Origin of the sequence: Streptomyces sp. NBC_00637 (genome assembly GCF_045161545.1) — a bacterium.
GTDB lineage: Bacteria > Actinomycetota > Actinomycetes > Streptomycetales > Streptomycetaceae > Streptomyces.
On record NZ_CP109046.1, the window covers coordinates 5658793 to 5671892 of the forward strand.

Consider the following 13100-nt stretch of genomic DNA (forward strand, 5'->3'; position numbering starts at 1 on the left):
CGAAGGCGTTGTTCGCCGAACGACCCCGGGAGGAAGGGGAGATGGGGATGGGGCCGCCAGGTGAGGGCGGCGGGGACGGCGGGAGTGGAGGGGGTGGCGGGGGTGCTGTCGTTGTTGGGGGGCCCGGTGCTTCGGGTGCGTCGGGTGTGCTGGAGGCTGCCGGTCCGGACGGCCCGGCGGGTGCGGCGGTAGCGGGGACGGGACCGGTGCGGACGAGGGTGCCGGTGGCGCCGGCCGCTCCGAAGAGGTTCGGTGCGTCACGGGTGGATGCGGCCGGCGCCGAGGGCGCGCGGCTCACCGATGCCAGTGCCAGGGCCAGTGGCGACATCGAGGGTGACGGCTTCGGCGTCGGGATTCGTCGGGGGAGTACTCCTCGTGTGGCCGGGCCCTGGCAGGAGCGGATGGGGCTCGCTCTGCGTGAGCGGATGCCGGTGTGGCTGCTGGCGCGCTGCGGCCTGGAACGCAGGAGCGTGCTCGCGCTTTCGGTGCTGCTCGTCGTCGCCGCCGTCCTCGCCGTGCAGCACTTCTGGGTCGGCCGGGCCCAGCCGGTCCGGGCACCTGAGGTGGTACGCGCCGCCGCCCCCTACGAGACGGGGGAGCCGAACTCGGCTGCCGGGTCCGCCTCTTCAGCGGGCCCGTCGGGAGTCGGCGGCACGGCGGGGGTCGGCGGCACGGCAGGGGCCGAGATCGTGGTGGACGTCAGCGGCAAGGTGCGGAAGCCCGGCATCCACCGGCTTCCGGCCGGTTCACGGGTGGTCGACGCGCTGGGCGCGGCCGGTGGTGTGCGACCGGGCACCAACACCGACGGTCTCAACCGCGCGCGTTTCCTCGTGGACGGTGAGCAGGTCGTCGTCGGCGTTCCCGTCCCGCAGCCCGGGGCGGTGGGGACGGGAGCCGGGTCGTCGGGGGCGGGTTCCACCGGTGCCGGCGTGGGCGCGGGGCCACCGGTACCCGTCTCCCTCAACACGGCCACCGTGGACCAGTTCGACACGCTGCCCGGCGTAGGACCCGTGCTGGCGCAGCACATCATCGACTACCGGGCGCAGCACGGCGGTTTCCGGTCGGTGGACGAACTGCGTGAGGTGAACGGCATCGGCGAGCGACGCTTCGCCGACCTGCGGAATCTCGTGCGGCCATGAGGCGCGAGGACGCCGGGGCCGGGGGCGTCGGGGTCGTGGGCGTTCGGGCCGGGCCTGGTTCCCCTACCCGTCAGGCCGTGCACGCGGCCTCCGGGAAGCGGTTGGGCGACGCCCACCCGCGTCAGGAAGGGCCGGTGGATCTACGGCTCGTACCACCGGCACTCGCCGCCTGGGCGACGGCGGCGCTGACCTTGGACGCGTCCTCGGGAGTGGTGTCCGGCATCGTGGCCGTCTGTCTACTGGTCGGCGGCGCCCTGCTGATCGTGAGCCGGCGTGTGGGCAGGTGCCGTGCGGGGCGCAGTGCGGGGCGCGCTGCGTGGCCCGTCGCCGGTCGGCGCGCGTGGCCCGGCGTCACGGTCGCCGCCTCGTTGCTCTGTGTGGGCGCGGCTGCCGCGTCGGCCGGGTTGCACGGGGCCGATCTGCGCCGGGGACCGGTACCGGAGTTGGCGCGGGAGTACGCGAACGTCACCGCCGAGGTCGAGATCACCTCCGATCCGCGACTCGCCCGGCCCCGGGTCAGAGGGGACCATGTGACCCCGGACTCCGTCCTGATCGACGCCGAGGTGCGCAGCGTCGAGGGGGCGGCCCGGGCGGCCGTGGCGACACGGGCCCCGGTGCTGATGCTGGTGGACGTCGGCTCGCGCCGGGGCTCGGGTGGTGCACGGGCACATCCCGAGAGCCGTGAGGTGCCCGGCCGTGAGCTGCGGGGCCGTGAGGTGCCGGGCCGTGAGTTGTTTGGCCGCCAGGAGACTGGTCGTACAGGGGTCGGCGGTACTCCCGAGGGGGCTGCGGGCCGGGCTGGGACCGGGGAGTTTCCGGGCTCCGGGGTGCGGTCCGGGTCGCCCTGGCTGGAGCTGTTGCCGTCCACTCGGTTGCGGGTGACCGGGCGGCTGGTGCCCGCGCTGGCCGGCGGGGACCGCTTCGCGGCCGTGCTGCGGGTGCGGGGCCGCGCGGTACCGGCGGTCGTGCGGGAGCCGTCGGGCGCGCAGCGGCTGGCAGGGCGGCTGAGGGCCGGGCTGCGGGAGGCCACCGACGGGCTTCCGGCGGACGCGAGGGCGCTGCTGCCGGGCCTGGTCGTCGGGGACACCTCGCGGATCACACCCGAACTGGACGAGGCGTTCAGGGCGACGGATCTGACCCACACCCTCGCTGTCTCCGGCAGCAACCTCACGATCATCCTCGCCCTGCTCCTCGGCCCGCCGGGGCTGGCACAGCACGTCGAGCGACGGGGACTGGCACCTCGCCTCGGCGTCCCGCTCCGGGCGACCGCGCTGCTCGGTGGCGCGCTCACGCTCGGCTTCGTGGTGGTGTGCCGGCCCGACCCGAGTGTGCTGCGCGCGGCGGCCTGCGGGGCGGTCGTGCTGCTCGCGCTGGCGACCGGCCGCCGTCGGTCCCTGATCCCGGCGCTGGCGACGGCGGTGCTGCTCCTGGTGCTGTACGACCCGTGGCTGGCCCGGAGTTACGGGTTCCTGCTGTCGGTGCTGGCCACCGGGGCCCTGTTGACCCTGGCGCCACGCTGGAGTGCCGCTCTGCGACGGCGCCGGGTGCCGCCGCGGCTCGCGGAGGCGTTGGCGGCAGCGGCGGCGGCGCAGGCGCTGTGCGCGCCGGTCGTGGCCGTGCTGTCGGCGCGGGTGAGTCTGGTGGCGGTGCCCTGCAATCTCCTGGTGGAGTTCGCGGTCGCGCCGGCGACGGTAGTGGGCTTCGCGGTGCTGGCGACCGCTCCGGTGGCGATGCCGGTCGCCGAGACGCTGGCGTGGTGCGCGAGTTGGCCGGCCGAGTGGATCGCGGGTGTGGCACGGAGCGGTGCGGCACTGCCGGGCGGGGGAGTGGACTGGCCGGGGAGCTGGGGCGGCGCGTTCCTGCTCGCCCTGGTCACGGGCGGGGTGGTGCTGCTCGGTCGGCGACTGTCGTGGCACCCGTGGCTGTGCGCGGTCTGCGGGGCGTTGCTTCTGCTCGTGGTGGTGCAACCGCCGCCGCTGACCCGGGTGCTCACGGGCTGGCCGCCGCCGGGCTGGCGGCTGGCGATGTGCGACGTGGGGCAGGGCGACGCGACCGTCCTGGCGGCGGGCGACGGCGCCGGCGTGGTGGTGGACGCCGGGCCGGATCCCACACTGGTCGACCGATGTCTGAGCAAGCTCGGGATCACCCGGGTGCCGCTCGTCGTGCTGACCCACTTCCACGCCGATCACGTGGCCGGGCTGCCGGGGGTGCTGCGGGGCCGGGCGGTGGGGGCGATCGAGACGACGGGGTTCGAGGAGCCCGTGGACCAGGTGGAGTTCGTGAGGAGGGAGGCGGCGGCGAGGCATGTGCCGGTGGTGCGGGCCGGGGCCGGGGAGCGGCGGCGGGTCGGTGCTCTCGACTGGGAGGTGCTGTGGCCGCCATCGCGTCCGGCGTCGCGACCGGACGGGCCGAACGACGCGAGCGTGACGCTGCTCGTGCGGGTGGCCGGGCTGCGGATGCTGCTGCTCGGCGACCTCGAACCCCCGGCCCAGCAGGCTTTGTCGAGATCGTCGGCGGCACTGCTGGTGCGTGGGGTGGATGTGCTCAAGGTGGCCCATCACGGCTCGGCCTACCAGGATCCCGACCTCATACGCGCCGTGGCGCCACGGCTGGCTCTGATCTCGTGCGGCGCGGACAACCCGTACGGGCATCCCGCGCCCAGCACGGTCGCGGCGCTGCGCGCGGAAGGCGCGGCTGTGCTGCGGACGGACCGGGACGGGGCGCTGGCGGTCTCCGCCGATCCGGGCGGGGAGCTGCGGGTGGCGCGGGACTGAGCGCGCGGAGACTCCCGGCTGACGGCGCGGAGACTCCCCGCTGACCGCTGACCGCTGACCGCTGACCGCTGACGGCTGACGGCTAAAGCCAACAGCTGACGGCTGGAGCAACGGTGGAGTCGACGGTTGGGGCCACCGGCTGGGCGGTGTCTTCTGAGCGTGTCGGAAGATGGTGCGGTGAGCGATGTGAGACATGTGCTGGTGCTGCCCGATCGCGATGCCGCCGAGGAGGTGGCGCAGGTGCTCGGGGAACGGTTCGGGGTGCGCGAGGAGCCGAGGGTGGTCCGGGACGCGTTGGCGGGGGAGGACGACGCGGAGGACGCGCAGTGGCTCGTCCTGCTGCGGGACGAGGAGGAGCGCCTCGACGCGGCGGCCCTGGACGAGTTCGCGGGGGAGTGGGAGGGCTGGCGGGAGGAGCCGTGACCGCGACCCGACGGGTCGCCTGTCATGAGCGACCTGGCGGGTGATCTGTCGTGACCCTGACCCGACGGGCGACCTGTCGGCGACCCACTGTCGCTCGTCGGTGGTTCGTCAGTGGTTCGTCAGTGGTTCATCGGTGGTGTTTCGTCGGTGGCCCGTCGGCGGAGGCCGGGTTGTCAGTGGCTCGTGGGATGCTTTCGGGGATGGCCAGGAAGACTGCGAATGACGACCCGCTCGCCCCGGTGACGCTTGCCGTGGGCCAGGAGGACCTTCTGCTCGACCGTGCCGTGCAGGAGGTGGTGGCCGCCGCCAGGGCCGCCGACGCCGACACGGACGTCCGGGACCTGACCTCGGACCAGGTGCAGCCCGGCACGCTCGCCGAGCTGACCAGCCCCTCGCTCTTCGCGGAGCGCAAGGTCGTCGTCGTACGCAACGCGCACGACCTGTCCGCCGACACGGTCAAGGACGTCAAGGCGTACCTGGGGGCGCCCGCCGAGGAGATCACGCTGGTGCTGCTGCACGCCGGCGGGGTCAAGGGCAAGGGGCTGCTTGACGCCGCGCGCAAGGTGGGGGCGCGGGAGGTGGCCTGTCCGAAGATGACCAAGCCGGCGGACCGGCTGGCCTTCGTGCGGCAGGAGTTCCGGACCACGGGGCGGTCGGCGACGCCCGAGGCGTGCCAGACGCTGGTCGACGCCATCGGCAGCGATCTGCGGGAGCTGGCGTCGGCGGTGTCCCAGCTGGTCGCCGATGTCGAGGGGACCATCGACGAGGCCGTCGTCGGGCGGTACTACACCGGACGGGCCGAGGCGTCGAGCTTCACCGTCGCCGACCGGGCGGTGGAGGGGCGGGCCGCCGAGGCGTTGGAGGCACTGCGCTGGTCGCTGGCGACCGGGGTCGCCCCTGTGCTGATCACCAGTGCGCTGGCCCAGGGAGTGCGGGCCATCGGCAAGCTGTCCTCGGCGCGCGGCGGCCGGCCCGCCGATCTCGCCCGGGAGCTGGGCATGCCGCCCTGGAAGATCGACCGGGTGCGTCAGCAGATGCGGGGCTGGACGCCGGACGGAGTGGCCGTCGCGCTGCGGGCCGTCGCCGAGGCGGACGCGGGAGTGAAGGGTGGCGGTGACGACCCCGAGTACGCCCTGGAGAAGGCCGTCGTGGCGGTCGCGAGGGCCGCACGGTCCGGAGGTCGCGGGTAGCGCGCGGGTAGCACGCGACGGCCGTATCCCCAGGTGACGCCGGGGTGATCCAGTAGCCGTTCGGCCGCCGCGGAGGAGAATCGGGGGTATCGGCCGCACATCGCCGGCGCATGCGAAAGGTGGCGATCGACATGGCTGAACACCCGCACGCGGCACTGGTCCGCAAGGGATACGAGGCCTTCACCCGCGGAGACATGGACGCCCTGCGCGGGATGATGACGGGGGACTGTACGCACCATGTGCCCGGCTCCCACATGCTCTCCGGGGACTTCAAGGGCCTGGACGCGGTCGTGGAGATGTACGGCAGGCTGTTCTCGGAGACGGGCGGGTCGCTGCGCGTCGACCTGCGCACCGTACTCGTCGACGGCCGTGGGCACGCGGTCTCCCTGCACCGCATCACCGCCGACCGCAGCGGCAAGCACCTGGACGACAACGGGGGCATCGTCTTCCGCATCGTCGGTGACAAGATCAGCGATCTCGACGAGTGCGTCGAGGACATCGACGTGAGCAACGACTTCTGGTCCTGAGTACCGAAGGCCCCGACGCAGCCGAAGGCCCGACCCGGACCGAAGGCCCGCCTCAGGCAGAGGTCCCGACGCAGACCGAAGGCCCCCGCGTCCGCCCTGGGGAAGGGCGAGGCTCGGGGGCCTTCGGTTCACGCTTGGAGCTGCTGGATCGCGCCCGCGTGGCGAACGCAGGCCGTGCGCGATCCGTTGGTGCCGGTCGGGGGCGGATGAGAGAGGGCCCGCCCTGGTCCTTCCGGCGATCACATCTGAGGGGATCAGCCCTTGAGGGTCTCGACCTTGGAAGCAAGCGCCGACTTCTTGTTGGCGGCCTGGTTCTTGTGGATGACGCCCTTCGAGACGGCCTTGTCGAGCTGACGCGCGGCAGCGCGCTGGTACTCGGTGGCCTTCTCGACGTCACCCGCGGCAGCAGCCTCACGGGCCTTGCGGATCGCGGTCTTCAGGGAGGACTTGACGGCCTTGTTGCGCAGCCGAGCCTTCTCGTTGGTCTTGATCCGCTTGATCTGGGACTTGATGTTCGCCACGAATGAGCCTTTTCAGGTTCAGGCACGGGCCCGTACGGGTCCCGTACCGATGATTTTCCGAGATACCCCGAAGTTCCCCGAGAAGTGTTGTCCGAGAAGTTCTCCGAGGAGATGTGCCTCGTGCTGAGAGGGCAGGAGACACAGCTGCCCAGACTACCAGTGGCTCCCCGAGTGGCCCAAACCGGTCCCCGGTCGCCACCCGTGGGACCATGGAGCCTACGTATCGATCCGACCCGAGGCACAAGGCGCCTCAAGAGACAGGACCCTGCGTGCCCGCGACCCCTAACAACGCGCCCGAGCCGAGCCGTACCGACCCGGCTCTGATCCGCAACTTCTGCATCATCGCGCACATCGACCACGGCAAGTCCACTCTCGCCGACCGCATGCTCCAGCTGACCGGAGTCGTCGATCAGCGGCAGATGCGTGCTCAGTACCTCGACCGCATGGACATCGAGCGCGAGCGCGGCATCACGATCAAGTCCCAGGCGGTCCGGCTGCCCTGGGCCCCGACCGGGGATCCGGGCAAGACCCACATCCTCAACATGATCGACACCCCCGGGCACGTGGACTTCACGTACGAGGTGTCCCGGTCGCTGGCCGCCTGTGAGGGGACAGTCCTCCTGGTCGACGCCGCCCAGGGCATCGAGGCCCAGACTCTCGCCAACCTCTACCTGGCGATGGAGAACGACCTCAAGATCATCCCCGTACTGAACAAGATCGACCTTCCGGCCGCCCAGCCCGAGAAGTTCTCCGAGGAGCTCGCCAACCTCATCGGCTGCGACCCCGCGGACGTGCTCAAGGTCTCCGCCAAGACCGGTCTGGGCGTCGAGGCACTGCTGGACCGGGTCGTCGCCGAGGTCCCCGCCCCGGTCGGCGTCCAGGACGCCCCCGCGCGCGCCATGATCTTCGACTCGGTGTACGACTCCTACCGCGGCGTCGTGACGTACGTGCGTGTCATCGACGGTCAGCTCAACAAGCGTGAGCGGATCCGCATGATGTCCACCGGCGCGACGCACGAGCTGCTCGAGATCGGCGTCTCGTCCCCCGAGATGAAGTCGGCCGACGGCCTCGGTGTCGGTGAGGTCGGCTATCTCATCACCGGTGTGAAGGACGTCCGCCAGTCCAAGGTCGGTGACACGATCACCACCCTGCACAAGGGGGCCACCGAGGCGCTCGGCGGTTACAAGGACCCGAGGCCGATGGTCTTCTCGGGGCTGTATCCGCTGGACGGCTCCGACTACCCCGAGCTGCGCGACGCCCTCGACAAGCTCCAGCTCAACGACGCGGCGCTGGTGTACGAGCCGGAGACCTCCGCCGCCCTCGGCTTCGGTTTCCGCGTCGGCTTCCTCGGCCTGCTGCACCTCGACGTGATCCGCGAGCGGCTGGAGCGCGAGTTCGGGCTCGACCTCATCGCCACCGCGCCCAACGTGGTCTACCGCGTGGTCATGGAGGACGGCTCCGAGCACACGGTCACCAACCCGAGCGAGTTCCCCGAGGGGAAGATCGACGACGTGTACGAGCCCGTCGTACGCGCCACGATCCTCGCGCCCTCCGAGTTCATCGGCTCGATCATGGAGCTGTGCCAGACCCGGCGCGGCACCCTGCTCGGCATGGACTACCTCTCCGAGGACCGGGTCGAGATCCGCTACACGCTCCCGCTCGCGGAGATCGTCTTCGACTTCTTCGACCAGCTGAAGTCCAAGACGCGCGGCTATGCCTCCCTGGACTACGAGCCCACCGGTGAGCAGGCCTCCAGCCTGGTCAAGGTGGACATCCTGCTGCACGGCGACAAGGTGGACGCCTTCTCGGCGGTCACGCACAAGGACGCGGCCTACGCGTACGGTGTGCGGCTCGTCGCCAAGCTGCGCGAGCTCATCCCGCGGCAGGCCTTCGAGGTGCCCATCCAGGCGGCCATCGGCTCCCGGGTCATCGCCCGCGAGACCATCCGCGCCATCCGCAAGGACGTCCTCGCCAAGTGCTATGGCGGTGACATCTCCCGGAAGCGGAAGCTGCTGGAGAAGCAGAAGGAAGGCAAGAAGCGGATGAAGATGGTGGGTTCCGTGGAGGTTCCGCAGGAGGCCTTCATCGCCGTCCTGAGCAGTGACGACAACGCCGGATCGGGCAAGGGCAAGAAGTAGCCACGATTTACGCCGGTTCACAGGGCCCGTCGCGCGACAGCGCGGCGGGCCCTGTGGCTCTATTCAGGAGAAAGTGACTGCCCGGAGCCTCTTACGTGCTGGCCAGTCGCCCTCTACTCTGATCCCTGCCCGGTAGTTACTCGTGAGTTAAACAACAGCCGCCGTCAACAACGCCGCTGTCAACAACCGCCGCGTCGAACGACGGCGCAATGAGCCAGCCGCATCGCCGCGGGCCCGGAGGATGTCGTGAGCGACACACAGACACTGATCGAGAACCGTCCGCAGTCCGTCGCGGGCCTCTTCCTGGAGCGCGTGGCGGCCACGCCCGACGCCGAGGCATACCGGTACCCGGTACCGGCCGCGTCCGGTACCGGCCCCGACGACTGGAAGTCGCTGAGCTGGGCGCAGGCCGCCGAACGGGTCTACGCGATCGCGGCCGGCCTCATCGAGCTGGGCGTGCGGGCCGAGCAGCGCGTGGCGCTCGCCGCCTCGACCCGTCTCGAGTGGATCCTCGCCGACCTCGGCATCATGTGCGCCGGGGCCGCGACGACCACCGTCTACCCGCAGACCAACGCCGACGAGTCGGCGTTCATCCTCGCGGACTCCGAGTCCAAGGTGCTGATCGCCGAGGACGCGGCCCAGCTCGCCAAGGCCGTCGAGAAGCGCGCCGAGCTGCCCGCCCTCACCCATGTGGTCGTGATCGACGCGGCCGGTGTGGAGACCTCGGACTGGATCCTCACCCTCGACGAGCTGGAGAAGCGCGGTACGGCCCGGCTGGAGAAGGAAGCCGAGCTGATCAAGGAGCGGGTCGGTGCGATCACCAAGGACCAGCTCGCCACCCTGATCTACACGTCCGGCACCACCGGCCGCCCCAAGGGCGTCCGTCTGCCGCACGACAACTGGTCGTACATGGCGAAGGCGATCGCCGCGACCGGCCTGGTCGGTCCCGACGACGTGCAGTACCTGTGGCTGCCGCTGGCGCACGTCTTCGGCAAGGTCCTCACCTCCGGCCAGATCGAGGTCGGGCACGTCACCGCCGTCGACGGCCGCGTCGACAAGATCATCGAGAACCTGCCGGTCGTCCAGCCGACGTACATGGCCGCCGTGCCGCGCATCTTCGAGAAGGTCTACAACGGGGTCGCCGCCAAGGCCCGCGCGGGCGGCGGGGCCAAGCTCAAGATCTTCCAGTGGGCCGCCGAGGTCTCCCGCGAGTACGCCAAGGCCGCCCAGGACAACTTCCGGCGCACCGGCACCGTCGCGGTCCCCTTCGGACTCGGCGCCAAGCACAAGATCGCCGACGCGCTCGTCTACGCCAAGATCCGCGAGGCCTTCGGCGGCAACCTGCGCGCCTGTGTCTCCGGGTCGGCGGCGCTCGCACCGGAGATCGGCTACTTCTTCGCCGGCGCCGGCATCCACATCCTCGAGGGCTACGGCCTGACGGAGTCCTCCGCGGCCTCCTTCGTCAACCCCGGCGAGGCCTACCGCACCGGCACGGTCGGCAAGCCGCTGCCCGGCACGGAGGTGCGGATCGCCGACGACGGCGAGATCCTGCTGCGCGGCCCCGGCATCATGGAGGGCTACCACGGGCTCCCGGAGAAGACCGCCGAGGTCCTCGAGGCCGACGGCTGGTTCCACACCGGCGACATCGGCGAGCTGTCGCCCGACGGGTACCTGCGCATCACCGACCGCAAGAAGGACCTCATCAAGACGTCCGGCGGCAAGTACATCGCGCCCGCCGAGGTCGAGGGACAGTTCAAGGCGGTGTGCCCGTACGTCTCCAACATCCTCGTGCACGGCGCCGACCGGAACTTCTGCACGGCGCTCATCGCGCTCGACGAGCCGTCGCTCCTCGACTGGGCGAAGGACAACGGGCTGGCCGGAAAGTCGTACGCGGACGTCGTCGCCGCGCCCGTCACCGTGGAGCTCATCGAGGGCTACGTCAAGCAGCTCAACGAGGGTCTCCAGCGCTGGCAGACCATCAAGAAGTTCCGGCTGCTGCCCCGGGACCTGGACGTCGAGCACGGCGAGATCACGCCGAGCCTGAAGCTGAAGCGGCCCGTCGTGGAGCGGGAGTACAAGCACCTCATCGACGAGATGTACGCCGGATCGCGCGAGGCGTAGAGCGGGGCGCGACGGCGCGAGAAGCAGCGCTCGGCGCGCGGCAGGGGCGGAGTCCACATGCTCGGATTCCGCCCCTCAACCGTGCTTCATCGAGCACACGCGAACAGATGCGTAGCACGGTTCTCGCTCAGGACGGCCCACTTCGGTAACCCAGCGCTCATGGCCGGGATCGGTCTGTCACCCTGTGGGCATCCGAACCGCCCGGGGAGCTGCGCATGGGGGCCATTCCGACGCAACGGGAGACCGCGTCCCGTGCCCAGGGCGCGCCCGCGCACCCGAGTACCCACTCGGTCGCGCTCCCGCACACCCGCGCGACCCTGAACGGCAGCCCCCTCGCGCCCGGCGCCGCCCGCGCGCTGGTGCGCGCCGCGCTGACGGAGTGGACCGGTCTCGGCCTGCTCGGCGCCGGGGAGGCCGCGGAGCCCGGCGAGCGCCTCGCGGAGGACACCACCCTCGTCGTCAGCGAGCTCGTCACGAACGCCGTCGTGCACGCCGGCACCGACGTCGAGCTGGCGTGCCGCCTGGAGCTGGACCCCGAACACCCCGGGCGTCCCGGCGGCTGCCGCGCGGTCGTCGTCGAGGTCTCCGACCACCACCCGTCCCGCGCCCCGCGCGACGGCACCGCCGAACCGTCGTACGGGACGGCGGAGTACGGCCGTGGCCTGCGCCTGGTCGCCGCGCTCGCCGACGCCTGGGGGGTGACGTACCGCAGGGGGACGAAGACGGTCTGGGCCCGGCTGCTGCCGACGGACGGCGAGTCCCCCGACGCCGACCTCCCCGACCGCCGTGACCAGCCGTGTCCCGGCGACGAGCACGACGGCCCCGGCCGCGCGGGACACCTCGGTCGCTTCGGCCACGACGGCCTCACCGCCCGCCCGGACCGCCCCCTCGGCGAGGCCGGCCCGGGTCTCCTGGAGGCGCTGGCCCCGTCCCCGCCACCGGCCGGGTCGCGCGACCGGGACTGGCTCAACCGCGGCGCCCTCTCCTTTCTCGCCGAGGCGTCCGATCTGCTCGCCGGGCAGCTCGACGAGGACCTGGTGGCCGCGCTGACCGGCCAGCTGCTCGTGCCGCGGCTCGCCGACTGGTGCGCGGTGTGGCTCGAGGACGAGGTGAGCGGACGCGGTGAGTGGGCCGGCGGGCCCGGACCGCGGCTGGCGCGGGTCTGGCACGGCTGTGAGAACCGCGTCGAGGAGCTGCGCCGGGCGCTGGAGAAGGATCCGCCGTGTCCGCCCGACGGCGGTCCCCGCTCCGGGCCCGAGCACTTTCCCTGGCCGGGCGCGGCGATCGGCCCGCAGGGCACGGCTCTCGCCTACCGGCTGATCGCCGGCGGCCGGCCGCTCGGCACGCTGGTCATCGGCCAGGCCGGGCCGTCGGCCTTCGCCGACGAGGTCACCGGGCTCGTCGAGGATCTCGGCCGCCGGGTGGCGCTCGCCATCGGCGCGGCCCGCCAGTACGCCCGCCAGGCCACCATCAGCGCCGTCCTGCAGCGGGGGCTGCTGCCCGGCGCGGTCGCCGAGATCCCCGGCGTGCGCAGCGCCCTCGTCTACGAGCCGCGCGAGCAGGGCGGCCCGAGCGGCGACTTCTACGACCTCTTCCCCGCGGGCGACGGCCGCTGGTGCTTCGCGGTGGGCGACGTGCAGGGCAAGGGGCCGGAGGCGGCCGTCGTCATCGGCCTCGCCCGGCCCTGGCTGCGGCTGCTGGCCCGCGAGGGCTACGGCGTGGCCGACGTCCTGGACCGGCTCAACCAGCTCCTCCTCGACGACGCGACCGAGGCCGCCGACGCCGCCGCCCGCGCCTTCGTCGGCCCCGCCGGGCCGGGCGACGGCCCGCAGACCCGCTTCCTGTCGCTCCTGTACGGCGAACTGGCCCCGTTCGAGGGTGGCGTCTGCTGCACCCTCGCCTCCGCCGGGCACCCGCTGCCGCTGCTGCTCGGGCCGGACGGCTCGGTCGCCACGGGCGGGCGTCCGCAGACCCTGCTCGGGGTCATCGAGGACGTCACGTACACCTGCGACAGTCTGGAGCTGCGGCCGGGGGACAGCCTGCTGTGCGTCACCGACGGCGTCACGGAGCGGCGGTCGGGCCTGCGGCAGTTCGACGACGAGGACGGTCTCGCCACGGCGCTGGCGGGCTGCGTCGGGCTCGACGCGGAGCTGATCGCGGAGCGCATCCGACGGCTGGTGCACGAGTTCGGCGAGCTGCCGCCCGAGGACGACCTGGCGCTGTTGGTACTCCAGGCGGAGTAGCCGCCGCCCGGGCTCGCCCGCCGG

Annotated in this window: 9 protein-coding genes; 8 read left to right on the plus strand and 1 reads right to left on the minus strand. The window is 72.1% G+C overall.

Annotated elements, in window-relative coordinates:
- Positions 1-47 precede the first annotated feature (47 nt).
- From OG440_RS24840 to OG440_RS24860, 5 genes are all read left to right on the plus strand, one after another.
- A complete protein-coding gene (locus OG440_RS24840; RefSeq protein ID WP_406008986.1) occupies positions 48-1139 on the plus strand; it encodes a helix-hairpin-helix domain-containing protein in 1092 nt (363 codons plus the stop codon).
- Between the two features lie 77 nt (positions 1140-1216).
- Entirely contained in the window at positions 1217-3913 is a 2697-nt protein-coding gene (locus tag OG440_RS24845; RefSeq protein WP_406008987.1) for a ComEC/Rec2 family competence protein, read from the plus strand.
- A gap of 177 nt (positions 3914-4090) precedes the next feature.
- Entirely contained in the window at positions 4091-4336 is a 246-nt protein-coding gene (locus tag OG440_RS24850; protein WP_406008988.1) for a hypothetical protein, read from the plus strand.
- Positions 4337-4536: 200 nt separating this feature from the next.
- On the plus strand, positions 4537-5526 hold the full coding sequence (gene holA, locus OG440_RS24855; protein WP_406008989.1) for a DNA polymerase III subunit delta: 990 nt from the start codon (positions 4537-4539) through the stop codon (positions 5524-5526).
- Between the two features lie 131 nt (positions 5527-5657).
- Positions 5658-6053 (plus strand): nuclear transport factor 2 family protein, encoded by a 396-nt coding sequence (locus tag OG440_RS24860; protein ID WP_406008990.1) that lies wholly within the window; start codon positions 5658-5660, stop codon positions 6051-6053.
- A 254-nt stretch (positions 6054-6307) separates the two neighbouring features.
- On the opposite strand, the gene rpsT is transcribed toward OG440_RS24860, so the two are convergent.
- Positions 6308-6574 (minus strand): 30S ribosomal protein S20, encoded by a 267-nt coding sequence (gene rpsT, locus OG440_RS24865; protein WP_020127768.1) that lies wholly within the window; start codon positions 6572-6574, stop codon positions 6308-6310.
- A 269-nt stretch (positions 6575-6843) separates the two neighbouring features.
- Between rpsT and lepA the strand changes: the two genes are divergently transcribed.
- The 3 genes from lepA (at position 6844) to OG440_RS24880 (ending at position 13076) form a co-directional block, all read left to right on the plus strand.
- Positions 6844-8712: a translation elongation factor 4 gene (gene lepA / locus OG440_RS24870; RefSeq protein WP_406008991.1), complete on the plus strand. Its 1869-nt coding sequence runs from the start codon at positions 6844-6846 to the stop codon at positions 8710-8712.
- Positions 8713-8958: 246 nt separating this feature from the next.
- Complete coding sequence (locus OG440_RS24875; protein WP_406008992.1) at positions 8959-10833, plus strand: AMP-dependent synthetase/ligase; 1875 nt, start codon at positions 8959-8961, stop codon at positions 10831-10833.
- Between the two features lie 215 nt (positions 10834-11048).
- Complete coding sequence (locus tag OG440_RS24880) at positions 11049-13076, plus strand: SpoIIE family protein phosphatase (protein WP_406008993.1); 2028 nt, start codon at positions 11049-11051, stop codon at positions 13074-13076.
- The last annotated feature ends 24 nt before the right edge of the window (positions 13077-13100 follow it).

Bases quoted from the DNA above. Each gene is read 5' to 3' on its own strand.
- OG440_RS24840 (WP_406008986.1), top strand. From the start codon at position 48: ATGGGGCCGCCAGGTGAGGGCGGCGGGGACGGCGGGAGTGGAGGGGGT.
- holA (WP_406008989.1), top strand. From the start codon at position 4,537: ATGGCCAGGAAGACTGCGAATGACGACCCGCTCGCCCCGGTGACGCTT.
- OG440_RS24860 (WP_406008990.1), top strand. From the start codon at position 5,658: ATGGCTGAACACCCGCACGCGGCACTGGTCCGCAAGGGATACGAGGCC.
- OG440_RS24880 (WP_406008993.1), top strand. From the start codon at position 11,049: ATGGGGGCCATTCCGACGCAACGGGAGACCGCGTCCCGTGCCCAGGGC.